The 22,749-nt window shown below is 32.9% G+C and carries 25 protein-coding genes; 4 read left to right on the top strand and 21 right to left on the bottom strand.

Features of this window, described 5'->3' with window-relative positions; genetic code table 11:
* Positions 1-196 precede the first annotated feature (196 nt).
* From DXN33_RS02520 to DXN33_RS02495, 6 genes are all read right to left on the bottom strand, one after another.
* Positions 197-928, bottom strand: a complete 732-nt coding sequence (locus tag DXN33_RS02520) for an ABC transporter permease (RefSeq protein ID WP_024056643.1) — start codon at positions 926-928, stop codon at positions 197-199.
* A 1-nt stretch (position 929) separates the two neighbouring features.
* Positions 930-1,673, bottom strand: coding sequence for an ABC transporter permease (locus DXN33_RS02515; protein ID WP_033685031.1), 744 nt, complete (start codon positions 1,671-1,673; stop codon positions 930-932).
* Position 1,674: 1 nt separating this feature from the next.
* Positions 1,675-2,583 (bottom strand): ABC transporter ATP-binding protein, encoded by a 909-nt coding sequence (locus DXN33_RS02510; RefSeq protein WP_024056645.1) that lies wholly within the window; start codon positions 2,581-2,583, stop codon positions 1,675-1,677.
* A gap of 113 nt (positions 2,584-2,696) precedes the next feature.
* Entirely contained in the window at positions 2,697-4,769 is a 2,073-nt protein-coding gene (locus DXN33_RS02505) for a cysteine peptidase family C39 domain-containing protein (RefSeq protein WP_033685033.1), read from the bottom strand.
* Between the two features lie 22 nt (positions 4,770-4,791).
* Positions 4,792-7,401: a type 2 lanthipeptide synthetase LanM family protein gene (locus DXN33_RS02500; protein ID WP_115904253.1), complete on the bottom strand. Its 2,610-nt coding sequence runs from the start codon at positions 7,399-7,401 to the stop codon at positions 4,792-4,794.
* 38 nt (positions 7,402-7,439) lie between these two features.
* Positions 7,440-7,595, bottom strand: a complete 156-nt coding sequence (locus DXN33_RS02495; RefSeq protein ID WP_033685037.1) for a lacticin 481 family lantibiotic — start codon at positions 7,593-7,595, stop codon at positions 7,440-7,442.
* A 196-nt stretch (positions 7,596-7,791) separates the two neighbouring features.
* Here DXN33_RS02495 and DXN33_RS02490 point away from each other — a divergent pair, with 196 nt between their 5' ends.
* Positions 7,792-8,490 (top strand): response regulator transcription factor, encoded by a 699-nt coding sequence (locus DXN33_RS02490; RefSeq protein ID WP_024056647.1) that lies wholly within the window; start codon positions 7,792-7,794, stop codon positions 8,488-8,490.
* 19 nt (positions 8,491-8,509) lie between these two features.
* Positions 8,510-9,865 (top strand): sensor histidine kinase KdpD, encoded by a 1,356-nt coding sequence (locus DXN33_RS02485; RefSeq protein ID WP_078238648.1) that lies wholly within the window; start codon positions 8,510-8,512, stop codon positions 9,863-9,865.
* Positions 9,866-10,200: 335 nt separating this feature from the next.
* On the opposite strand, the gene DXN33_RS02480 is transcribed toward DXN33_RS02485, so the two are convergent.
* The 11 genes from DXN33_RS02480 to DXN33_RS09740 all read right to left on the bottom strand — a co-directional run bounded on the left by DXN33_RS02480 (position 10,201) and on the right by DXN33_RS09740 (position 19,437).
* Entirely contained in the window at positions 10,201-12,066 is a 1,866-nt protein-coding gene (locus tag DXN33_RS02480) for an SAG1250 family conjugative relaxase (protein WP_115904252.1), read from the bottom strand.
* Complete coding sequence (mobC, locus tag DXN33_RS02475) at positions 12,053-12,418, bottom strand: plasmid mobilization relaxosome protein MobC (protein WP_000263039.1); 366 nt, start codon at positions 12,416-12,418, stop codon at positions 12,053-12,055. The genes DXN33_RS02480 and mobC overlap by 14 nt, the downstream gene beginning before the upstream one ends.
* 9 nt (positions 12,419-12,427) lie before the next feature.
* Positions 12,428-12,787, bottom strand: a complete 360-nt coding sequence (locus tag DXN33_RS02470; RefSeq protein WP_115904251.1) for an SAG1252 family conjugative relaxosome accessory protein — start codon at positions 12,785-12,787, stop codon at positions 12,428-12,430.
* Between the two features lie 388 nt (positions 12,788-13,175).
* Positions 13,176-14,030, bottom strand: coding sequence for an acyltransferase (locus DXN33_RS02465; RefSeq protein WP_084925497.1), 855 nt, complete (start codon positions 14,028-14,030; stop codon positions 13,176-13,178).
* A gap of 6 nt (positions 14,031-14,036) precedes the next feature.
* Complete coding sequence (locus tag DXN33_RS02460; protein ID WP_158086277.1) at positions 14,037-14,501, bottom strand: Mov34/MPN/PAD-1 family protein; 465 nt, start codon at positions 14,499-14,501, stop codon at positions 14,037-14,039.
* The gene (locus DXN33_RS02455) at positions 14,479-16,245 is read right to left on the bottom strand and encodes a ThiF family adenylyltransferase (protein WP_084925493.1); all 1,767 of its coding nucleotides are present in this window, start codon (positions 16,243-16,245) and stop codon (positions 14,479-14,481) included. The genes DXN33_RS02460 and DXN33_RS02455 overlap by 23 nt, the downstream gene beginning before the upstream one ends.
* Positions 16,246-16,253: 8 nt before the next feature.
* Positions 16,254-17,276: a nucleotidyltransferase gene (locus tag DXN33_RS02450; RefSeq protein ID WP_084925491.1), complete on the bottom strand. Its 1,023-nt coding sequence runs from the start codon at positions 17,274-17,276 to the stop codon at positions 16,254-16,256.
* A gap of 185 nt (positions 17,277-17,461) precedes the next feature.
* Positions 17,462-18,232 carry a type II toxin-antitoxin system toxin PezT gene (pezT, locus tag DXN33_RS02445; protein ID WP_115904250.1) on the bottom strand — a complete coding sequence of 257 codons (771 nt, stop codon included), beginning with the start codon at positions 18,230-18,232 and terminating at the stop codon, positions 17,462-17,464.
* Positions 18,232-18,708: a type II toxin-antitoxin system antitoxin PezA gene (gene pezA / locus DXN33_RS02440; protein ID WP_115904249.1), complete on the bottom strand. Its 477-nt coding sequence runs from the start codon at positions 18,706-18,708 to the stop codon at positions 18,232-18,234. Before pezA ends, pezT begins: the two co-directional genes overlap by 1 nt.
* Positions 18,709-18,859: 151 nt before the next feature.
* A complete protein-coding gene (locus DXN33_RS02435) occupies positions 18,860-19,087 on the bottom strand; it encodes a hypothetical protein (RefSeq protein ID WP_115904248.1) in 228 nt (75 codons plus the stop codon).
* Positions 19,088-19,230: 143 nt separating this feature from the next.
* Positions 19,231-19,437: a hypothetical protein gene (locus DXN33_RS09740; RefSeq protein WP_258864217.1), complete on the bottom strand. Its 207-nt coding sequence runs from the start codon at positions 19,435-19,437 to the stop codon at positions 19,231-19,233.
* 382 nt (positions 19,438-19,819) lie between these two features.
* Here DXN33_RS09740 and DXN33_RS09660 point away from each other — a divergent pair, with 382 nt between their 5' ends.
* Together DXN33_RS09660 and DXN33_RS02425 are read left to right on the top strand one after the other, a co-directional pair.
* Positions 19,820-19,981 carry a hypothetical protein gene (locus tag DXN33_RS09660; protein ID WP_181897273.1) on the top strand — a complete coding sequence of 54 codons (162 nt, stop codon included), beginning with the start codon at positions 19,820-19,822 and terminating at the stop codon, positions 19,979-19,981.
* Between the two features lie 135 nt (positions 19,982-20,116).
* A complete protein-coding gene (locus DXN33_RS02425) occupies positions 20,117-20,296 on the top strand; it encodes a hypothetical protein (protein ID WP_115904247.1) in 180 nt (59 codons plus the stop codon).
* Positions 20,297-20,383: 87 nt separating this feature from the next.
* Here DXN33_RS02425 and DXN33_RS02420 read toward each other — a convergent pair whose 3' ends face one another.
* The 4 genes from DXN33_RS02420 to DXN33_RS02405 are packed head-to-tail and all read right to left on the bottom strand — an operon-like array spanning position 20,384 to position 22,745.
* Complete coding sequence (locus tag DXN33_RS02420; protein WP_115904246.1) at positions 20,384-21,370, bottom strand: N-acetylmuramoyl-L-alanine amidase; 987 nt, start codon at positions 21,368-21,370, stop codon at positions 20,384-20,386.
* A 2-nt stretch (positions 21,371-21,372) separates the two neighbouring features.
* Positions 21,373-21,705, bottom strand: a complete 333-nt coding sequence (locus DXN33_RS02415; protein WP_049511162.1) for a phage holin — start codon at positions 21,703-21,705, stop codon at positions 21,373-21,375.
* On the bottom strand, positions 21,692-22,129 hold the full coding sequence (locus tag DXN33_RS02410; RefSeq protein ID WP_115904245.1) for a hypothetical protein: 438 nt from the start codon (positions 22,127-22,129) through the stop codon (positions 21,692-21,694). Before DXN33_RS02410 ends, DXN33_RS02415 begins: the two co-directional genes overlap by 14 nt.
* Before the next feature lie 10 nt (positions 22,130-22,139).
* The gene (locus DXN33_RS02405; protein WP_115904244.1) at positions 22,140-22,745 is read right to left on the bottom strand and encodes a DUF1366 domain-containing protein; all 606 of its coding nucleotides are present in this window, start codon (positions 22,743-22,745) and stop codon (positions 22,140-22,142) included.
* Positions 22,746-22,749: the final 4 nt, after the last annotated feature.

Raw genomic sequence — 22,749 nt, 5'->3', positions numbered from 1 at the left:
AAATTATAGTTAAGTTTTGAACGAATCTTAGATTTTATACCAAATTGGCATAAGAAGATTATTAATTAGAATATAAATATAGATCTACATCTACATCTACATCTACATTTTACACAGAATAACCTATATAGCTTTAATTCAATTTTTCTGACTGATGATACTCAATTTTAAATAGTGCACTATATATCAATATTGTTTATCTTTTTTCCAAAGCCCCTACAGTAAATTTATAAAAAACAAAACTATAAAATATATTCACTGCTAGAAAGATAATCATATCGTTTAATGACATATCCGCTAGTGACCGACTACGAAGCGCAATCATCGGTTGAGAATATGGAAAAAATTTTGTTAAGTCTTCATTAATAAAGATGAGGACAAAATTAAACATGCTCCCAATAGTTGCTAATCCCACACTTTTACTGAAATTTCTAGTTTTTACAGTTACATAGGATTGAAGAGTAATTATTGGAAAAGATGCTAGAACTGCTAAGAACAACCATTTGAAATAAGTTTGCAAACTCAGATCTAACGTAATTCCATCAACCTTAGTTGCTATAATAAAAATAAGGAACAGAATTAATTGAACTGGCAAAATTATGATGAAACTACATAGCAATTTCCCAAAATACAATTTCCCCATTGATACTTGATTCACCTTCAACATATCAAGAGTTTTCCTTTCAAACTCAGGCATAATCAACAGTCCTGTAATGATAGCTAGCATAGGGGGATAGAGCAAGGTGCTGTTATAAAAAGTCAACTGCCCCCATAAAACAAGGGATTGCGTCCCATCAACTAATACCTCTCGACTAGCAAAATAGATTCCCAGTCCAATAAAACTAGAAAAAATCAGAAAGGCAATTCCGATCAATAAAAGTTGAGTCTTTCGCGTTTTTTTCCATTCTGCTAAAAAATAACTCCCCATCTTAGTTTCCTCTCTTTTTCAAAATGATATTAGCCAAACCATATAATAATGCACAATAGAATACATAAACTACTAGTTTCCATAGTAGTTGTTCGTCAAAAATATATGTAAATACTCCATTTCCAAGGAACTGGTACTTATAAGGTGCTAAACTACCGAAACCTGTTATAGGATTGAGTAAACTACCAAAACCATTGCTTCTTGGGTTTAAAACAATTCCCAAAAAACCACCTAACAGACCTAACGCTAATAATATACCTTGCCTTTCCAAGAGCATTGCTAGGGTTAAATAGATACAAATCAGAGAAAATATTGCAAGTAGTTGTCCAACAAACTGAAGTCCAATAATTGAGAAGGGAATTGAGATACCTACCTGTTTTCCAAAAAAATAAATAGCAGTAACTTCTACTACCGACATGATGCTAAAGAAAATCATCATAAATAGGAGTTTGTGATTAAAAATAGTTAGAAAATGTTGACCGTTTGCAGCTTGTAACCTAAATGTTTGCCCCTCACGCTCATTTCCAACAATGCGAGCTGCAAATACACAGACTGCAATGGGAAACATAAGAAGATTGACATTTTGATTGCTAAAAAGTGTTCCTACAGTTTTTAACTCTGGATGTGAAAATGCAGATGAGAATGTAGCGATATTCCAAAGCGTAGCAACGACTATTAAGATAGCAACTATGGAAAAAGATTTTGTTCGCCTGCTTTTTAACCATTCAATGTAAATACCTGACATTTTATACCTCCTTTGTTAAATCTAAGAAAATGTCCTCTAGTGTCTCACTTTCTCTAACTACCCGAAAAATTCGATATCCATTTTCCGTTAAATAACTGATCATATCAGCTAGTTTATCATTATTAATATTGCTTAATTTGATATGACTTGCGGATGCGTCCAATACTTCTACCGAACCGAACTCAATCAAACTTTGAACAATGTTGTTCTGTGAAAAATCTCCACCAATCTCAATCCATGTGTTAGATTTAATTGCTTCAATTTCTCCTTCATAAACAAGGCGCCCGTGATTAATAATCCCTACTCTGTCTGCAATATGCTCAATCTCCGGAAGGATATGACTAGAAATAAATACTGTTAGCCCTTCTTCTTTCGCCAACTTCACAATCAATTCACGAATTTCATGAATACCAGCTGGATCAAGACCATTGGTTGGTTCGTCAAGCAATAGAATTCGCGGTTTCTTCACCAATGCGAAAGCAAGTGCCAGTCTTTGCTTCATACCGAGAGAATAATCTTTAACAAGTTTTTTTCTATTCTTTTCTTCGGCCAAACCTACCAACTCCAAAGTCGGATAAATATTACTTTCCTTAAATCCTACCATTTTTTGAAAAACAAGTAGATTTTCATAACCTGTCAAATTAGGATAGTAGGAGGGCTCTTCAATCATTGAACCGATTTGGTTTAAATAAGTCTTATCTTTTTTGATGTTCTGACCATGAACTAAAATCTCTCCAGAAGTAGGCGTTACTAAAGACAGTACCATTTTCATAGTTGTTGTCTTTCCTGCACCGTTTGGTCCAAGAAAACCGTAGATTTCTCCCTCTCGGACTGTGATTTTTTCTAAGTCTACCGTAGTAACATCTTTGTAAACTTTTGACAATTTACGTAATTCAATAATATTTTTCATTCCTATATTACCTCTCGTAAGTCTTGGTCTTAAAGACTTTCCCTTCTCTTGTTTATACTATAAATTATATCTCTGCCAGTTAAAGGTAACATTAAGAAAGAGGAAATTTTCCCTTAAACTTTCGAACGAATAAAGTTCTCGTAGTTTGAATTCCTTTTCATAAGGTTCTCATGGCTATCTTTGATTACTTCCCCCGTTTCACTATCAATGAAAATGATGTAATCAACAAAATTAACAATGTCTAAATGATGACTAACCATCAACATTGTTTTATCTGAATATCTAGTACTTCGTAGTACATTCTCATAGATTCTATTTTTACTATGTTCATCCAAATTACTAAAAGCTTCATCCCAAAAAATAATTCCATCTTTTTTTATCAAAGATTTAGCAATAAGTAATTTTTGAATCTGCCCACCTGATAGATTCTTCCCCTGCTTCAATAGCTTAGAATGTATTTTATTTGGCAACTGAGAAATAACCTCATCAGCTGTCGTATCATTCAATATCTGATAAAGTGGAGATAAGTCATCAGATATCCATTCCAAATTTTCTAAAATACTTCCTTTTCTTAACGTCATGTTTTGCAATACTACACTCAGGTAATTCTCAAACTCCTTAATTCCGTATTTTAGAGAACCACTATAGCGTAGCATTCCCGCTAATAATAACAATAGTGTAGATTTTCCACTACCCGACTTCCCGACAATAGCGATTTTTTCTCCTTTTTTAATTGTCAGATTCACATCATCATAGATTGGTTTGCTACCATACGAAAAATTCAATTTATTAGTTTGAATTAGATAATCCTTTGAGTCTTCACTCGGTACAGTAATTGGTAACGTATCTTTTAACAAATCACTTTGTTTTTCAGCATAAACCCCTAATCGAAGTATTTCAAAAACAGCTCCTTTTACCTGTTCAATTGCAGAAATCAATATTGAAATACTAGTCTGATATACAAGTAAATCCGGGAGCGAGACCTTAATGTAATCATTATAATAAACTGCTATAACTATTATTGATGATAAACTAATGTAGTTAAATATAGTTCCAAGCAGTTGAGACAAATTTTCAATTTTCAATATTTGCGAATATTTAGTTGTAACTTGATTGTTAACTGTCATCCAAGAATTGAAGACATTATCTTCTTTTCTCATTATCTTAATATAGTCTATATCCTCCAAATCAGTCTGTAGTTCAGAATTGAAATCAATTAGATATTGTAGATAGGTCTGATTATATTCATTTTGCTTATAATATAGCACTATAGAAAACACACTATATATAGCAATCATTACGACTAAAATCAAGGTTAATTTTACTGAAATAGTTATTAAATAGATAAAAATTACAATAACAGAAATAAGACTTATAAATGACGGAATAATTTTTAATGTAACATTATCTCTTAATGTCGATTTAAAATTAATTTTTTCAGAAATTCCCCCACTTAGATGATTTCGAAAATATAACAATGGCTTTTGTAACAGCCTTCCAAATAATTCCCTACTATAATAATCATCAAAATCTTTATTATATCTATCTAAAGCACCATTTTTGATGAAATATCCTAACAATTGAAAAATAAGAACGATACCTAATAAAAGTAAACTAACACTAAACTTGAAATCATCTGCTAGCATTTGTCGCAAAATTATTGAAAACAATAATACACTTGTTTGGATAAATAGCAAAGATAGCATAAATAACGCAATTGGTTTCATTTGAAGAGTTTTCTTGAAATACTTCCAAAAGATTGAGTTGTATTTTTGTGATTTAAAATCACTACCTTTGTTTACCATAATCATTGTTTCGGAATAATGCTCCATAAACTCACTTTTACGGTATCTTACTTGTCCAATAGCTGGATCTACAATTAAAACTTGCTCAGATGTAATTTTTTCAAGAACCACAAAATGATCATTATTCCAATGGATAATCATTCTTTGCTTAGTTTTTTGATAGACTTTTAGTAACTCGTCAATTGAGGCATGATAGGCATTTATGGTTACTCCAAATCTATCATTTAGAGTCAACAGATAAGATACACTTAGCCCATCTGCTGGCAATGAATCTCTATCATAAACTTCATATAGTGGAACTCTGTGCCCTAAGTCGTTCAACAACATAGTATAACAGGCCAAAAGACAATCTTCTTCATTGTTTTGTAAAATAATCTTCATCGTACTTCTTCCTCTCTATCCCTTATAAATTAGGAATAAGAATGTCAAGCGAACTGTCTTCTTTTAAATATTTTGCTGTAGAAAATAGAACACCTGGAATTCCTGTCATTAGACCATAGACATTATACTTTGTATTAAAACTACACATCCAACCTTTTTCTAAACCAAATGCATGCAATTTTTTATATTCTCTATCTAAAATGCTTTTGAATTTTTTGGACTCGTCATTTCCCAAATAATTCATATAATAACTAAGAGCCAGTAAATTTCCACTAGTTCCGTGACAAAGGGAAAAATTAGTCATATCAAAACCAATTTCAACAATTTGTTCTGCCGCATGTTCCACATCCTTCTTCAATTCTTCACGCTCAGAATCGGATAAAATCTTATATCTATCATCTAATTGTAGCTGTGCTAACCTTGCAACTAATACTCCCGTCGAACCGTGGCACCAATTTGCACTTGTCTCGTTATTCCTTTTATCAACCCACCCCTTATCAATCTTCTGGCGATTATCAAAATTTCTAGCCTTGTTAAATAAATCTAAGGCATCAGTGCTTCTCAATTGACCAGCCAACAAAAGCAATGCTATCTCAACACCTAAATTCCCATGTGCAAGACTAACATTATTCACTTCTAATCGGTTCCAACAAATGTAATTTTCATCATAAATACCTAGCTCTTTAAGTTTATTAAGCGATTGAGATAGATTTTCTATCGTAGTATCTGTATTTCTAAACGCAGTAATTTCATTTGGGAAACTTGATAAAAAGTCTGCTTGAGATACATCTATGTTTAAACAATAACTATCTATAATATCTGACATATAGCTTGGGAGTTTCTGGTCTGTAATTAAACCAATTCTAAAAATAGCCGAGATAATGCCTAATTTCCCAACGAAATAGGATGTGTTTTGTATTTTAGAATAAGAATTTAATAAAGTAGAAAAAATTCGTTTCAAGCAAGCAATAATTTTTTTTTGTCTCAAAGAATCAACTAAGTCATAAGCTTCAGATAAAGCAATACCTATGCCAGCCAACCCTTCGTACACTGAATCATCCATTGGAACTAATTCAAAGGCATCATAATCTGTAACTTTCAAAGTGAGCCAGTTTGTACTATTATCTCCGAAGGAATATCTCTCATCATTCAAAATAATATCAACCAACGTATTAATTCCTGTGTATAATACCTCTTCATCATTACTGGGGCGTTCATATTTTCGATACTCCTCTTGAAGTTCTGTACTATACAATGCTTGTGTAGTTTTTATTGAGAATTCTATTAAATTAATTTGTTCTTCAATTAACTCCTCATTTAGATTCTCTAGCTTTTTAATCACTACACTTAACGCAGAAGTCCCTAGTTTCCAAATAATTGTCTCTCCATCTCTAATGTTACAACTATTAATATTCACATAAAAATAAGGAATATCCATATTTAATAACTGCTTCTCCTCTGATTGGACTAATGTATGACTATCATACTCATGTAATTTATTAGCCATTTTTTCAAATAGTATCTGTGATTGATTACAGTATACAGGCGAAATAAGTAGTTGTCGAATTAGACTATAGTCTCTAGTATTCCGAAACAAAATTCGAGTTTGAATATCACTATGAGTCAAGTAAAGTTTTTCAAGATATTTCTTTTCCTTCACAAAAAAATAACCTAATTCTCTGAATCCTTCTTTAATGAAATCAATATATTCTGCCGCATTAAGATAATTTTTCTCTCCCATAGAATTAAGAAAATAAGGCAAATGATCTTGATTTTTAATCTGATATTTTTTCTTCTCAACATGCACATCATCTCGATTATAATTCACAACAATCTTAGCTTCGCCAATAAGAGTTCCACCAAGAACTCCACTAGTATCTCCACCGAAAATCTTATCTGCTTCAGCAATGGGAAGAAGACCTGTTGAAAGTACTGAATTTCTACTGTTCTCTATAATTTGGAAGGTCGCTTCGTTGTTCGCTATCGTGTCAAAAGGTGTTATAGAGAAGATTGTTTCAACATCTACAAGAGTTGGAGTAATATTTGCAGATATCAAATTTTCAAAGTGTAAGTCTGAGATATTTAGAATATAGGAATATGCTAATAGGTAACCTACTCTACGATAAAACTCTTCGGCTTCTTTTTTTGAATTTAATGGTCTGCTAATTATAAATTTTTCCCAAAAATATTCTTCTTTATCCAAAAATTGAGGAATAAAATGGATTTTTTTGCCCAAATAAGCACTAACTCTAGCATCTAAAAGATTCAAAAGAAGATTTGGTTTAGATGATTTCTTTTTAAAAACAACTTTTTGCTCCTGATAAGTTACAATACACACCCCGTTACCGTTATGAATATCTCCTGTCACTTTAAGCTTAATAGCATCTATATTAGGAATTAGGGAGTTACTACTAATGTAATCTTGATCTACTAATTCTGAAAAATCTTCAATAAATCTATTTTTCACATATTCCATTAAGTCTAAGTATTTCTGGATGCTGAGTATAACACGATGATTTATATCCGAGAAACGTTGCTCAATTTCATCTAATATTATTCCTTTCTTACATAGGACATTATTAAAATAATCATAACGTATCTCCGATGAGGAACCTACCAAGCTTTCTTCAATTCTTTTTTCATGACAGCTACCTCTTTTCTATAAAATCTTTATGAACAACATGTAAAGAAGAATTGGAACGAATTCATGTGACATTCATGTGAAATGGTTTTAAATACCCCGTTCTTACCCGCACCAATAATTTGGTCTAACTCTTCAAGACTTATTTCCTGAATTGTGTTCATTAGTTCATATTCTTTTTTCATAGTATTTACCTCTTTCTATTTTAAATATCGGCAATCTAGATATCTTCTTTGTTACAAGTTTATCTTACAATGGCATCTTAAAGCTTGGATAAAGAAAACATAAATTTATCTTTAAGATTATCGAATATGAAATGTTCACCTTTTATCTAATAGCTTTATTTATGGTATAATTAAGTAAACTTTTGGAGGTGAAAACATGAGTTTTGAAGCACAATTATTAAATAAACACATATTGATTGTGGATGATGATACAGCGTTAAGTGAATCAATTAAAGAGGTACTTGTGAGTCGTGGTTTTAAAAATATTAGTCGCGCTTATAGTATTAGTGAAGGAATTGATGTTTTTTCGGTATCCCATATTGATCTAATTATTTTAGATGTCATGCTCCCAGACGGAGAAGGCTATTTACTCTCTCAATATGTGAGAAAAATCTCAGATATTCCAATTCTATTTTTGACTGCTAAAAATAATCCTGACGATGAAATTAGAGGACTTGATTCGGGAGGAGACGACTACGTTACAAAGCCCTTCTTACCTAAATCTTTAACGTATCGTATTATTGCACTGTTAAGAAGAGCTTATAAAGATGAATCTGAACTCATTGAACTAACTGACTGTATCATTGACTTGAACAATGCCAGTGTTAAGAAAAGTGGTCAAAATCTATCGCTAACACCTACAGAAATTCAAGTTCTTCGAAAATTATATGCTAATAAAAATTACATAGTCTCTACTGAAACAATTTGTGATACAATTTGGGGACTTGAGAGCTTTGGATATGAGAAATCTCTAATGGTACATATTCGAAATATCCGAGAAAAGATAGAACTTACCCCCTCTAAGCCTAATCACCTAATTACTGTCAAAGGACTTGGATATAAACTTGTTATTTAGATAATTTAAGGTATAACCCATGAATGTTTTCAAAAAAAATATACTAAAGTTTATTCTATCGTTTATTTTTATCATCATAGTTGATGTAATACTTTTAGTTACTGCAGCAAATTATATTCGTAGCCAACAATCTGCATCAAACATCATCGAAACAGTGTCGTCTGAAATTGTTTTAACTAATGGAAATTATGTTGTCAGTCCGATAGCCAAACAATTAATTGATGAAAATAATTTATGGATGATGATTATTGATAAGAACAGTGGCAAAGAAAAATTCAATATTGACAAACCCAAAGATATAGCTAATCAATTTAATTTTGCAGATGTTGTTCGTTTCTCTAGGTTCTACTTAAAAGACTATCCTGTATTTACTCAAATAAAAGACAATGATAACGATATCTATATTATTGCATTTCCAAAAGATAGTATTATTCGCTATGGTAATAATTATTTTGATTTGAATCGAATTCAAATTTTTCCAATCATTATTGTATCAATGATTTTTGCTAACATATTGTTCTGTTTATTTTTATATATCTACAGTGTTACCTTCCTAAATCGAAATATTAAACCGATTATTAACGCAATTGTAAAACTACCAAATGGAGGAAACACACAAGTTAAATCTGTACAGGAACTAGATAAATTAACACTTGCTATTAACTCAGCCAATCAAAAACTTCGTGAAAATGAAGAATTTAAGGAAAATTGGATTTCTGGAATTGCACATGATATCAAAACACCACTTTCAGTAATTGTATCAAACACATCCCTAGCGATTGAAAAAACTGATAATGATCTATTACTTAAGTATCTAAAGCCTACCCTAGTTGAAAGTCATTATATCCAAAACCTTCTTAATGATTTAAATATATTTGCCCGATTAACAAATGGTAATCTGATATTAAATCGAGAAATTGTATACATCGTTCCATTTTTTAAGGAGATTATTATCCAAATTATTAATCAAGAGATTTGGCATGACTTCAATTTTGAATTCACTTCTGACGACGGTTTGTTTAATCAAAAAACGTACGTCGAAAAATCTTTGATATCGAGAATTATTCATAATCTGATTTATAATTCTGTGCTTCATAATCCTTCTGGATGCGATATTCAAATCATTCTTAAGCATCTATCAAATAATACATTTTCAATTACCGTACGCGATAACGGAATAGGGGCCTCTCCCAACAGACTTAACAACATTAATAAAATTGAAGAATTTAGCTTTGATATTTCTGGTGTTCGTAGAAGTGGTATAGGATTGAAAATTACTAAGCAAATCGTTGATTTGCATCATGGTGATATGGTTATCACCAGTCAACTGGGTGAATACTTCCAAACAACTATAACTTTAGACACTGTTAATTAACTTGAAAAGGCAACTGTTTTCTATACAGATTTTATAAGTTCTATTTTTATTTTAAAATCGCCACAGAATAATAATGCTGCGATGAGGTCTTGCATATTCTTACCGTTTTTGACATCTCTAAACAATAGATTATTGGCAACCTCAAAGATAATGACCTCATGGGCAGAACAAGTTAAGTCCTGCATGGACAACTCACTCGCTGTCCTTTCTCTCTGGTAGCCTGAATTAATTCAGCATTATCATTATAAATTGACGATAATAAATATATTATTTGTCCTTAAATATCTATAAAATAAATTTAAAATGTCGAGATAGTTACATTGCCAGCATTTCTATTACTGTAATGAAATCTCCGTATCAAACTTTTGATTAAAGCCTTTACCAGTATTCAACATTTTTACAAATGTTTCTAATCTTTTTATGAGTCTCTCATACTCACCAATATGGTGACCTAGTTCCTCTTGCAATGCTCTTATTTCTTCAGTCACTTGTTCTAATGAAGTTGATTCTGTCAAGTTCAGTTTTGAAAAGTCATGTCTTGCAAGCTTTCGACTGCTCACATCCTCGCTCTTCAAATTGATAAGCACTTCCGCCATCTTATTTAAGTTGGCGATTTTTTCATTAATTTGATTTAGTTTTATATCTATCTCTGCTATTTCTTTTACTAACTCGTCTTTAATGTCTTGGTATTTCTTATCTGCTTCAGTTAATTCAATGAAGAGGTTAATCTCAGTAATCTTTTCCTGTAGACTCTTAACTGTAGGTCTTCTGTATGGTATTACTCGACTATCGTTGGTTAGCTGTCTTATCAAGGTTCGTCCTTTGACATACTGATTCTTATCCGAATGTTCTTTGTTATATACAAAGTATGAAGTTGTCTCACGTATAAAGATTTTATATTTTGTTTGATTCTCTTCTTCCAGAATATCTAATTGATAATTGGGAATGAAAATGAGACCACTCTGCTTAATACCAAAAGACACTTTGATATAAATGCCCTCATCAACTAGCTTCTCTATTTGCTTCTCTGCAAGTTCCACTTCAAATTCACGAACGGTATCTCGTTTTTCCGTAAATGTCTCAAAGGCTTCCTCAATCTCTTCAGTGGATACTTTATCCTTATCTCGTTCTTCTTGGAAAGCATGGTACTGTTCCTTTAAATTCTCTAATCCTTCTGAAGCAACGACTTCCTTATTTTTAAAATAATCTTGAAAAAATTTGACGTCATATAATTTCTTATCACTTATTTTTTGATGACCCAAACTTATCTTTTGATTCTCTTCTTCCAGGATAAAAGTTACATTTTTTTGTTTTAAGTCAATGGTTAGATTCAATTCTTTGGCTTTTGTTATTAAATCTTCTAAAGAATTGACACGGTTCAACAAAAATTCTAAACGACTTTCAATCTCTTGCTTAGCAAAATGCATTCTAAATAATTCTTCATCATATAGATCTCGTTTGCTGAGTTGGCGTCCTCGAATTGGTTTTGTCATTGCTCGATCCGTCATCATGAATCGACTATGCTTTTGACTAAAATCAATCTGAACATGCAACTGCTTTGCTTTCTCTAAAAAATCATCAAACGATTTAGATTGCTGCAACAAAAAATAAAGACGTTGTTTCAATTCAAATTTATGACTAGACTGCCTATATTTTTGATAGTCACGGTAAGAAAAACTCTTCTCAATAATTTTCGCCCCAGCCACTTTAGAAATACGGTCTGAAATCATACGGAGATTTCGTTCTAAGGCATAGTTCCATATCAATTTTTTATCTGAATTGCGGTCAATAGAGTTGATTAGGATGTGATTATGAACATGATCTTTGTCTGTGTGAGTTGCTACGATAAACTTAAAACGACCTCCTGTCAATTCCATCATGGTCTCATAAGCAATTCGATTAATTTCTTCAGGTGTCAGGTTATCTTCAGGAGAAAATGATTGGATGAGATGATGGGCATGAATAGTTTGTTGGTATTTTTCTTGTCGGTCGTTTCTGGATTCGTACAACTTGTCATTATTGGTGAAGTTGACATTGTACATTTCTACCATTTCTGCATGACTAGGGAAGTCCAAGTAATTGCTCATACCAAAATCAGATACCAATTTCAAATTGTCCGTTTTATCGGGATTGAGGATATACTTAATTAAACGCCTACGATATTTTTTTCCGTGCGTCGCAAAGTGTTTAGTAACTACCATGAAACTCCTTCAGTCTTTTCACCTCCACTTGAAATTCTTTGTCCACTTCCTTAATTAACTCTCCGACTCCTTTACTCAATTCTTGTAATTGGTCCTGAGAAATCAGGTGGCTTTGATTAATCGCACGCGCAATTTGATTGATGTTATTTCCAATCCTTCTCAATTCAAAAACTAACTGGTCATAAGTATCAGTGTTAATCGTGACAAATGACATATTGGGATTAAGCAAAACTTTTCTGGCATAGACTGAGAAATTTTGACAATTGCTCTTAGCAATCCGTTCATTCAATTGGTGTAATTCTGGATCAGTTAGAAATACTTTTTTGAGATTGGTACGATAGCGATAAACCATTACATCCTCCTAACCCATATATTTTTCACGGAACTCACGACTGAGTGGCTGCACTTGATTCACTTCTACAATTAATTCTTGAACACAAGTCAATAAGATTGAGACGTGCTCTTGAGTCACTTGATGATTCTCTTTTGCAATAATCAAAACCTCATGCACATCTCGACTAATCTGTTCTAACTTTTGAGAGTTCCAAAGAGAGAACCAACTTTCAAAAATTCTATCCTGATAATTCTTTTTCAATAAATTCTGACGAAGAAATTCTGAGAAACTATCCATTTTTTGTTCCCTCATCATTTCTTTTATCTGTTTTTCTTCTTGTCTCGTGATTCTAAATTGCTTTCGGATTGACTTAATTTCTTGTCCCATTCTGATATCCCTTCAACATTCTACTTGTCTGACAGTGTAAGTCTACCTCACATTGTCAGTACGCTTCCTAAAGACCTCACTCGCTTCTTGTTCGGTCTTTGCGAGCTCAGATATTGTGTCCACAATATCCCAAAAATCATATCGCCAGCCGACCAAAACCTTCTAGTTTTGATAGCCAACGATAAGATAACTTGGTGGCTTCGCCCCCAAACCCCCAGTTTAAATTTGAGTATCGATTTTCTTAGGATGATATTAGGATAACAAGGAAGATTTGGAAAAGGTATCACAACATCAAAAAAAATAAGAAAAAGAGCCAGGTGGCTCTCTAAAAAATAATTGCAATAAAACATTAAGAAGAGTTTTACAATTCTCAACCATTGATTTCCTATTAATTTTCGTATATTACAAATGGAACTTTGTAAATTTTTGTTTCATCCATCTGTATAACTGAGACTTTATCAAAACCTGATCTATCTAATGTTAAAAATGCTTTTCCTACAATTCCTTGTGTATTTAATGGATTTGTTGTCATGAATAGATTAACCTCATTATAGGTGTTAACTATTTTCTGTACCTCTTCTCGAACTGTACTAACTAATAGAGGATTGTTATATCTGTTACCACTATAATTTCTTTGCGATGAAATTTTTACTGTTGTATTTTCCAAATAGTCAGGTGCTAATTTTTCTATAGGAATATCATATGTATCACATACTAATAAATTTACAACTTTATTCTTTTTGTTTTCAATTAGATACTCAACAATAATTTCTCCTTGAAATTCATCATATTGAACAACTGATGATTCAGAGATAAACTCTGAAAAAACTCCATTATTAATAAGTTCAAACTGCATTGGTATTGAGACACCTATAAGTTGTAACTTTCGATAACCTAATAAATTTGCTGCAATCCACAGTCTTTTATAACAGTTATGAAGATATACAGAATGACCATCATTAAATGTTCGTTCAGCATTGTTTTTTCTAAAAATCATCAATAATGAAGTAGAGATTAATAAATAAAGAACTATATAAGTAGCGGTAGAATTATCAGGAATTAGTTCAAAAATAGCTCTTGTAAAAAAATTGGTATTTGATATTTTTTCAACTTCAACCAGGGTCAAACTCTTCCCAATCAAATAACAAATCAGAATTGGAAATATAAAAATTAATACTAATGGTAAATAAAATTTTTGAGACCAAAAAAAGAATTTCTTAAATAATTTATTTTTTCGATTCATACGTATCTATACATCCTTAAAATAGATTAGAGTGGATTGCCACTTATTTGATTCCCTAAAGTATAATCTACCAGCCCGAAGTCCAACTATCAAAAAGAATAACCTGTCATCATTATCTGAGATAATTTTTTCCCATGAGTTAATGTCAACACAAGATGCAGTAGGTATATCTTCAGGATGGGTATGCCATTCTCCAATTAAACTTATAAAACCTGAACTTTTACTAAAATAATCATCTGCAAACTTCTGGTGATATGGAGAAGTTTTTGAGAATTTAAATCTACTTCTTACATCATTATCCTGTGGTTCTGAAAAATTTATAATAAGTATCGAATTATTTAAAAGTCTCTTACCAACAAAAATACCACCTGCTTCAGGCTCCAAACCCAATTGCCTAAACGCTAGTAATGAATTAAAAATATCAGATGGTATTACAATTTGATATTTATTATTCAGATTTACATATATCAACTTTATAATCTCCGTTACACTCTGGACAAGATATATTTGTTCTTAAAGAAACATTTAATAAATCACTATTTTTTAAACAATTGTAGTATCGAACACTATATGTAAATCCTTCTTTTCCAAACTGTTTATCTGAACCAATTTCTGATACTAGTCTGTTTTCAGAAGAAAATTCCCCATCCAAGTACTGTAAATATACTTCTATAGCTTTATTTGCCAAAGAACTAGGCGCAATAACATTATAAGGAATAAATGAAGAATAACAGCTAGCTAGACGCTTTTCAAATATTTGATTTTTCTCCGCAAAAGAGGCTCTATTATTAACAAGACGCCCATCTTCATAGTTCATACACATATAGCATCCATTATTTTGCGGAGAAACTAGTAGGTTATGATACCCAACTCCATATGGATCTAACCAGCAATACAATACCGTTTTTCCAATCTTTCTGAAAAAATGATTAATTTCAAAATTAGTTTTAGTATCTCCGACACAAGAAAAAACAAAATCATATTCATAAAATAAATTTGGATTCTTCCGAACTATTTCTTGAAATCGGATACCCTCACATTCAATTTCCAAATCAGGATTTTCTTTTTTTAATCTATCTTCTAAAGCGTCTACTTTTTGAATATTATCTATTATACTATCCATACCTAAGTAGTGTCTTGAAATGTTATCGACCGTTAAAATATCAGGATCTATTAAAAGAAGTTTCTCTATACCCATTTTAGATAAATTGTTTGCAACAAATGATCCTACAGATCCAAGTCCAACAATTACAACTTTTTTATTGAGAAAATCATATTCTTGGGATGTCCTACTCACTCTATACTCCTTGTCGAATCTTGTAATATATACTGGAGTAATATTGAAACTCCCATTTTTTGATTTTTTTGCCTTAGAACCAATTTTTTTTCTATCTTTATTTTTTTGTGGTACCTTATTATCAATTTTAAATGGATATTTGGAAGTTCTAGACTCAAAAAGCGCACCAAACAAAACATAATCATTATCAGATATAGGAAGTGATAAAATTAATATGAATGACTTTCGTTTCGTTTTACACCACTTTTGGAAGCGGCGTCTAACACCCGAAGATAGATTTCCTGTGATCATTTTCTTAAACGTTGCTTCTGTTAGTTCATTCAGGGGGTTAGGAGGAATCACAGGATTCGAATCTTTAAGTGGAAGTATGTAAACATCTCTCCTTTTTTCAGAATGTGGCGCAACACTCCCTTTGAGTTGTGAACCATAATTAAAAAGATGGAATTTCTGATTCGACAGGACTAATTCATATTTCTCAAATGTACTGACCCTGGATAAGTAACTTCGAATCTCTATATATTTTGTTTTTGACTTCAAACAACTGATATACCAATATGACAGAAACTCTTTCCTGAGCTCTTCGGTCATTTTTGGTGTATCCCAACTATCCAGTAATGCCTTTACTTTTTCACAGCAATCTTTTAATAATCCACTTGGATTATTAAACTCCCAAATTAAATTATCTTCTGAAATGTAACACAATTTCCCTTCGGAACCGACATGGCTGTACCATTTATTAAAATCCATATAATTTGAAAGATAGATTTCAGGAAGTGAATGGGGAAAATCATTAGAAATGATAATTTTTAAGGTAAATTTTTTATATTGATAAAAATAGCATTCCTTATCTTCTAATTCCAGGCTCTTTAAAGGTATTTCGTCAAAGTATATCTGGAATATTTCTTTTTTTTCTAACATATACGCCTCTAAGCACTTGGATAATCACTGATTATAGCCCGAGTCCCAAAGTTTTCTGCAGTCTCTTTTTGTTCAATAATAGGAAAATCATCACCAAACTGTTTACTCAATACTTTTGTAGACTCACTTAAATCAGTAGAACTTATTGCCTCATCTAGTGAGTCTCTTAATTTTTCTAATTTATTCTTAAAGGCTTCCATTTGTATATTTGATACCCTTTCATATACATCAGTATATGGCTTAACAGGTAAGATAACTTCTAATCTCGGATAAAATAATTTTCTTTCAACATCATATCTATCCGAAAATGAATTAATCATAGTATTTATTAAGTTTCTTAAAGCTGAAATATCATCATAAGTAGTTTTCCCAGATAAATAGTCTACTTTTTTGGTTACAGAAAAATTATTAATAGCAAAAACTGAAATCCCAATACCTGTCGGTCTATTATCTTGATTTTTAAATTTGAGATCTTTCCATCTTTTTAAGTAACGAATTACTCTCCTAAATTGGTTTCTGTCTTCGGAGTTCTCCATAGCATTATTAATTTCTTTAGTTAATTCTATAGGGTCTGCTTCCTCCCATTTAATGTTTTCGTCAGTACTATTAAGTTTTCCTCTGGCTAAAAAATAGTTATCATTTTCAGTACAATACACCGCTATATCAATGTGAACATTATCTTCAGGGAATGATACTGTCACACATGGATTTTTTACTTTGACACTCTTTTCCCCAAATTCGGAAGCTAATGCATCAAAAATAAGCTTCTTTACCTCTTTAGGAGAATTCGATTGTCTATCAACATCTATTTTTAAACCTCTATCTAAATCATAATCTCCTTCATCAATTGGCAAAATACCCGTGTAAGTTGAGTAACTTCCTTGGTTGAAAAAGCTTTTTCCAAATCCTGAAACACCTTTGTTTATTGCTTCTTCAACTTCTTTACGTTTGTCAATTAATACTTTTTTATCGTCATCGTCTAGCTTAATCGTTTCGTGAAATTTAATAAACTGTGACTGTAAAGTTGGCATGAGTCTCTCCTTAAATTATCGTCTTTACTTATCTTCATTATATCATGTTAAACGACAATTGTTGAATTATTAATTGAATAATAAAAACTTATTTATACTATGCGTTTTTTCTATTCTAAAGACTTTCTGCCCACCTCAAATAACTAACAAAAGTTATAAGTAGATTATATTTTAAAATTTGTGTTCTAACAACCATTTCTATTAGTTAAATCTTTTAACCTTTCTTCTCCAGATTTAAGCATCTCTTTCTCTACTTGATTCCATTCTCCAAATAGTAACTCTTGAAGAACATCTGCTGCTGAAGTTTCATTTTCTTTTGAATCATATACACAACTTCTATCTCGTTGATAAATTTGAATTCTTTCAAAGATAGCTAGTTCTTCCAATTGCCGTGTATTATCGACTAGATGATTTACAATGAAATCATGGTGTTCTTTTGGAGTTGCGCGTGCTTGATTTGGATTGATTGCATACAGTTCTTCGTATCGGATAAGGGTGCTCAGATAGGATAGCTTAGGCTTTGTCGCAATTAAGTCTAATTGTACTTCATATCTCTTATTTTTCAATAGTTGTGCTGTTTTCTTTGGAACATCAATTGTTCGTAAAGTTCCCTCTATCAAAAGATTGTATCCCAAATGACTCAATTCTCTTACTAAAGACTCTACCATTTTTCCCGCAAAATCTTTGGTGTATTCAACGCTATCTTTGCCATATTCTTGCTGCAGTTCTAAATAGTGTGGATGCTGAGAACGAAAACTATCACCATCTATGATAACAATATTTCCTTGAAATTCTTTCTGTTTAATACGATGAATTGTAGTCTTACCGGCACCACTTTGCCCTCCAAGCAAAATCGCTATAGGTTGCTTACTGGACTTTTTTCCTCTTGTCAGAGAACGAAGATTCCGTGCTAAAGCATGTTTGAATTCACTATCAGTATAATCTTGGATTTCCATTAGGCTACCATCCGTTTTTCAGATATCTCTAACATACGTTCAATTCCATCCAAATAGCCGCTATATCTCTCTATTTCATCAAAAGTTTCAACTAGATAGATATTCGTATGAATCAAATCAGAAAGATCATCACTCATTAAAATCCAAGGATTAGATTCATCATCAATGCTAATTCCCTGACTATCTTGATAACGATAGAGTCGAGATAATAGATTAGCACCTCTTTCTTTCACAATTTCAATTTTTAAAGTCAATTCATAATCTTCAACAGGATTCAGCATTTTATCTTCTCCTACAATATCGACATAAGATACATTAAACTTCTGACAAATGATGTCAATTAATTCCGTAGAGACTGAACTAGTTCCATTTTCATACCGACTTAAGCTGTTCCGAGAAATTCCTATAATTCGGGCAAATTCGGGTTGTGTTAAGTCATGTGTTTTACGTAAGTATTTTATGTTCTTTCCAATCATGGCAAACTCCTTTATTTTTATAATTCAATTATAGCATAAAAATCATAACGCACCAAAATTGGTGCGTTATTTCTTGTTTTTCTAGCCTAAACTTTACTTCTAAAAAAGCAACCTTAAAGAGTAATTCCTTTTTCGGTGGCTTTTCAAAATACTATACATTAAAATACTCTTGTTTAATTTTTGTAAGCAAATTGTTAGCAACAGAAGTTACACCAACATGCATCAGTTCAGGATCATAATAATCTAGATTACGAGCATAGTCTTCTGCAACAGTCTGAGCAATACGCTCATCCAATTTATAATTAGAGGCTTTTAATAGTGCTTGAAATAATTCTGAACTATATAGTTTAATATTATTTTCCAATGATACTACTGCCATTTTTGTAACTCCTCTCCTGTCTTTGATTGATAAACCTTCTTTATTTTAAGATTGGTTGTGAATGGATAATTGTTTAAAAGAATAGAGGTTTCTAAACTCAGCAAGCATTTCTTCTTTTGTAATTTCATTCTGACGAAAACGAGCTAAAGCTTGGGTTGGATTGGATTGGCATCAGTCTGAACACTATAGATAAAATCAAAATGGTGTTGTAATTCATCTGAATTTTCCCGATTTTGAAAGACAAATTCCGCAAAATCTAAATCTGACTCTGATTTTTTATGTTTTGCAAAATAGTGACAACGATAGTCAGGGTTCTTAAAAAGTTCTACAAAACGAGTCCTGTTCTCCAAAATAATTTTATTAAAAAGAAAAACCCTGCCAAATTAATTTTTGGTAGGGTTTTTGGTAGGAAACTAAATAAATTTATCAGTTTCTAAAATGTGTTCACGATTCTAAAAGGCTGATACTATAGTATTCCGAATTCTAATTGGTATATGCCTCTTATTTAAGAGTAACTGAAAGACACTACATAAATAAGAATACATAAGCCAGAAAAGGCTTGAAATAAGCGTTTATAAGAGGTGACTTACACTTATTTTTTACCATAAAAATACAAAAGTTTGCACCTTATGCCCCATTTGTGCCCCATGTTTTTTTAAAAAAACTTCATCAAAACTATTGACTTCCTCGGTATACCGTGATATAATATAATCAAGATAAGGAAAGGGGGTGATGAAATTGAACAAAGAAGATTGGCTCAGATTACTTGAAAAGGTAATAGACAATATTCCTGAAACAGTAACTGCTATCGCAAGTCTAGTGACCGCAATAACGGTCGCAAGGCAAAACAAAAAGCGTAAACCCGAATCCCGCAAAAGAAAAGGTAAACGCTAAGAGGTGGGGGCGAAAGCCCCTCACACCTCTATTTTATCAAATGAAAAGAGGAAAAGCAATGGTTAGTGCAATAGCTATTTTTATAATTGCAGTCAATGTATATATTTATCTAAAGAATAAAAAGGACAAATAAGTATGAGAAAAATTATTCAAGAATTATTAGACAGCCCGATGTCTACATCTGCTATTTCGCAAGGCGCTGGAATTCCTTGGACTACTGTTTCTGACCTCAGAAAAGGAAAAACAAGCATGGACAAAATGGCGCTTCTAACGGCAGAAAAGCTCTATGAATTTGCTACAGCTGATAAGCAGTGATTTCGGTCACTGCTTTTATTATTGCAAACAAAAAACCGCAAGCCTGAGCCTGCGGTGAAAGAACATTTTAGAAAGTTTCCTTTCGTTTTATTTTGTAGTAATGAGCCCGTTAGGCTCAACAGTAAACTCTGGCTTATCTGCCATGCTGCCGTCTGGTTTGAGGTAGTACCAGCCTTTTTTATCAGCTGACTGGATAAAAGCATTTGATACCATCTCTCCTTTTTGGTAATCGAGATAGTACCAGTGCTCCTTATACTTGACCCAACCAGTGGCCATCTTGCCATCTTCTTTGAAGTAATACCACTTGTTACTGATAAGTACCCAACCAGTGGCCATTGCGCCATTTGGTAGCAAGTAATACCAGTACCCATCTGAATGCTTGTGCCATGAGTTAGCCTTCATGTAGCCATTGCTGTCAAAGTAATACCAGGCATTATTAATTTTCTGCCATTTATTCGTTGGATAAGAACCATCTGCATTGACATACCACCAACCAGTTGAATTTTTCTTCCAACCTTCCTGATTACCCTCATTATCAAGCATTTCTTGGACAGTCGAGCCAAGGGATTGATAATGCTTGATTTTAGCAATCACATAGTCACGCAAGCTGTCATTGTATCCGCCGTGCAATTCAAGGGAACGAGCAGGGCATGAGGTGCTTGAAAACTCGTTATGAAACTTGATGTTGCTATAATTTGGAGTATCACCGTAGTAGGTCATGTCTTCGGCCATTTGGCGCAATACCATGTTTTCATTTTCGATAAACTCGGCATCTGATGCGCTTAACTGCTGGCATACTTCGTAGCTAAGAGAGTTCATGTTAGCATCGTAGTTAGCAGCAGACCACGAACCATTGTATGTGTCTTCGACTCGCACAATTGCATCTCTTGTGATGTAGTAATGAGCAAAACCAAGTTCAGACTGGCCATTGTCATATCGTTCTTGGAGCCATTCGATATAGGCCTTTGCACTTTTTGAACCAGCATCATTATGTAAAACATAATATTTTGGTCGCTCAGTTGGCCGGGAGCCTGAAATTCCATTAAAAATTGTATGATTAATGATTTCTACCATCATTACTCTCCTTTCCAGGTATCATTCATCAGCTTGACCGCTGACTCGACAAATGTATCGAGGTCCTTGTCAGTCATGCTAATGTTATATTTGGTAAGCTCTGCACGGATTTTATCACGAGCCTGTTCCAGCTTCTCCTCACCTTTATATCCGGTTTCAGAAGCGACCTGCTCAACAGCGTTGACCGCATTTTTGGCCAAGATTTCAACGATTTTGATGGTTCTCTCTCCACCTTTTTGAACCAGGTAGTCCTTGACTGCCTTAACTGTTACCCCTGCTAAAATAACAAGGATGCTGATTGCTCCATTTGTGATAATTTCATTAATCTGTTGCATTTGTATTTTCCTCCGCAATTTCTAAATTTACAAATTTATTAAACAGGGCATCTATGCGCCCATTCCCACCTAGTTTTTTGTAACTTGAGTGCATTTTGTGGATAATATCCGACTCGTGAACACTTGTATAACCTCGCTTGAGAGCTACAGTAATATCACGCTCCAGCCGTAGATACATAGTAGCTAGATGTGCTTCATCATGCACAGCCAGCTTGTTGTTGATTTCAGTTATATTTTGCTTGTTCTCCTCACCGATTGCATGGATAGTTCTCAATTCCCCTTTCAACTCCTTGAACTGTTCTTGATTGAGATTCCCTGCTTTACTTGCTCGCATCCCAAACCAACCAGTAGCGATGACACCGATAGTAGGAGCAAGTTGAGTGATCGCATGTATTATTTTCTCGATTATTTCAGACCATGACATAAAATCCCCCTTACTCAATACGTGGCATGGCCACAGTCAATACGCCTTGTTGTAGCATCTCAGCAAGAGCCTGGTCCTTGTATGTATAGCCCTCATTAGCCTGCATCTGGAACTTAAAGATAGTCTTGGTTCCACTTGGCCATTTGGCATTATTTTCAAATGGATAAGGCATGGCAATGATGTCTCCGTTTGAGTAGCGTGTACTCGTTACAAGTGGCTTGATGAATGCTGCTACCTTGCCATAGGCGTGGGTAGGCATACCTCCATTTTGAGATACTGCCAAGGCAATCAAGACCTCAGTGATAGCTGATACCGTGTCCAAGTTTTCCTTGTTCTCGGTTCCAGCTTGTTCTAATTTAGCAGTCATTTCTTTATTTTGCTTGAGTTGCTCATCTACTTGATTGAATTTCTCATTTTCAGCACGCTGTGGAAAATTCTCCTGATAAAGAGCCTCGAGTGCCAACTCAAAGAGTTCAGTATTAGACAAGCTGATTTTATCAGCCGGTAACAAAATAGGTACGATAGCACCACTTGAGTTGACAAGTGTGACCTTGGTAGCTGATGCTGCACCACTTCCATCATATTCTAAAGATTTTGAACCGTATTCTAGTTTCATATAT

The sequence above is a fragment of the Streptococcus sp. NM genome, assembly GCF_003390135.1.
Lineage (GTDB): Bacteria > Bacillota > Bacilli > Lactobacillales > Streptococcaceae > Streptococcus.
The sequence above is the reverse complement of the archived record's forward strand: the minus strand, read 5'-3'. Positions and strand labels throughout refer to the sequence as shown.

What these genes read in the sequence shown, in the direction of transcription:
- DXN33_RS02450 (WP_084925491.1), bottom strand. Translation starts at nt 17,276, where the DNA reads ATGCCAACTTTACAGTCACAGTTTATTAAATTTCACGAAACGATTAAG.
- mobC (WP_000263039.1), bottom strand. Translation starts at nt 12,418, where the DNA reads ATGGTTTATCGCTATCGTACCAATCTCAAAAAAGTATTTCTAACTGAT.
- DXN33_RS02455 (WP_084925493.1), bottom strand. Translation starts at nt 16,245, where the DNA reads ATGTTAGAAAAAAAAGAAATATTCCAGATATACTTTGACGAAATACCT.
- DXN33_RS02485 (WP_078238648.1), top strand. Translation starts at nt 8,510, where the DNA reads ATGAATGTTTTCAAAAAAAATATACTAAAGTTTATTCTATCGTTTATT.
- DXN33_RS02495 (WP_033685037.1), bottom strand. Translation starts at nt 7,595, where the DNA reads ATGAAAAAAGAATATGAACTAATGAACACAATTCAGGAAATAAGTCTT.
- DXN33_RS02420 (WP_115904246.1), bottom strand. Translation starts at nt 21,370, where the DNA reads ATGGTAGAAATCATTAATCATACAATTTTTAATGGAATTTCAGGCTCC.
- DXN33_RS02405 (WP_115904244.1), bottom strand. Translation starts at nt 22,745, where the DNA reads ATGAAACTAGAATACGGTTCAAAATCTTTAGAATATGATGGAAGTGGT.
- DXN33_RS02505 (WP_033685033.1), bottom strand. Translation starts at nt 4,769, where the DNA reads ATGAAGATTATTTTACAAAACAATGAAGAAGATTGTCTTTTGGCCTGT.
- DXN33_RS02520 (WP_024056643.1), bottom strand. Translation starts at nt 928, where the DNA reads ATGGGGAGTTATTTTTTAGCAGAATGGAAAAAAACGCGAAAGACTCAA.
- DXN33_RS02465 (WP_084925497.1), bottom strand. Translation starts at nt 14,030, where the DNA reads ATGAATCGAAAAAATAAATTATTTAAGAAATTCTTTTTTTGGTCTCAA.
- DXN33_RS02480 (WP_115904252.1), bottom strand. Translation starts at nt 12,066, where the DNA reads ATGGTAGTTACTAAACACTTTGCGACGCACGGAAAAAAATATCGTAGG.
- DXN33_RS02470 (WP_115904251.1), bottom strand. Translation starts at nt 12,787, where the DNA reads ATGGGACAAGAAATTAAGTCAATCCGAAAGCAATTTAGAATCACGAGA.
- pezA (WP_115904249.1), bottom strand. Translation starts at nt 18,708, where the DNA reads ATGATTGGAAAGAACATAAAATACTTACGTAAAACACATGACTTAACA.
- DXN33_RS02425 (WP_115904247.1), top strand. Translation starts at nt 20,117, where the DNA reads ATGAGAAAAATTATTCAAGAATTATTAGACAGCCCGATGTCTACATCT.
- DXN33_RS02410 (WP_115904245.1), bottom strand. Translation starts at nt 22,129, where the DNA reads ATGTCATGGTCTGAAATAATCGAGAAAATAATACATGCGATCACTCAA.
- DXN33_RS02490 (WP_024056647.1), top strand. Translation starts at nt 7,792, where the DNA reads ATGAGTTTTGAAGCACAATTATTAAATAAACACATATTGATTGTGGAT.
- DXN33_RS02510 (WP_024056645.1), bottom strand. Translation starts at nt 2,583, where the DNA reads ATGAAAAATATTATTGAATTACGTAAATTGTCAAAAGTTTACAAAGAT.
- DXN33_RS02415 (WP_049511162.1), bottom strand. Translation starts at nt 21,705, where the DNA reads ATGCAACAGATTAATGAAATTATCACAAATGGAGCAATCAGCATCCTT.
- pezT (WP_115904250.1), bottom strand. Translation starts at nt 18,232, where the DNA reads ATGGAAATCCAAGATTATACTGATAGTGAATTCAAACATGCTTTAGCA.
- DXN33_RS02435 (WP_115904248.1), bottom strand. Translation starts at nt 19,087, where the DNA reads ATGGCAGTAGTATCATTGGAAAATAATATTAAACTATATAGTTCAGAA.
- DXN33_RS09660 (WP_181897273.1), top strand. Translation starts at nt 19,820, where the DNA reads ATGAAATTGAACAAAGAAGATTGGCTCAGATTACTTGAAAAGGTAATA.
- DXN33_RS02515 (WP_033685031.1), bottom strand. Translation starts at nt 1,673, where the DNA reads ATGTCAGGTATTTACATTGAATGGTTAAAAAGCAGGCGAACAAAATCT.